The following is a 487-nucleotide window of genomic DNA, read 5'->3' as shown; positions in this document are numbered from 1 at the left end:
CCCGACCACTTGGGAATCCTGGAATAGACTTGTAGCAAGTTAAATAGCGAGGCCTCTGCCCGCTGGAACAATGCCACACCTAAAACGCTATGGATAAATATAATTCCAAGCGCAATAAATACGGAATATAAATATCAGCACAATAGTTTAATCGGCGCAAATATGGTAAGTTTAGCTTTTGAATCTGCAGTATACGACATACTTATCTTAACAGGCAATGGTCGCGTATATGGAACTGCGGTGGCAAACACATTTACGGATGATCCCTATTGGAAAAGTACAATTCAGGCTTCATTTTATTCGAATACCGGAACCGTAATGTTTAGGATCTTGTTCAAAGGTAGTTCACAGACATTTAATAACTTGGCTTTAAAAGCTGTTACGTATTTAAAAATAGGATAGCTACCAAGAAATCGTAACTCTGCATCCACAACATTAGCTGGATGCTATATCATTCTCCCAGTGTAGTAACATGAAATCGTAATTT

This window comes from Clostridium sp. OM05-5BH (assembly GCF_003481505.1).
Lineage (GTDB): Bacteria > Bacillota > Clostridia > Lachnospirales > Lachnospiraceae > Otoolea > Otoolea fessa.
This window is presented reverse-complemented; position numbering follows the sequence as displayed.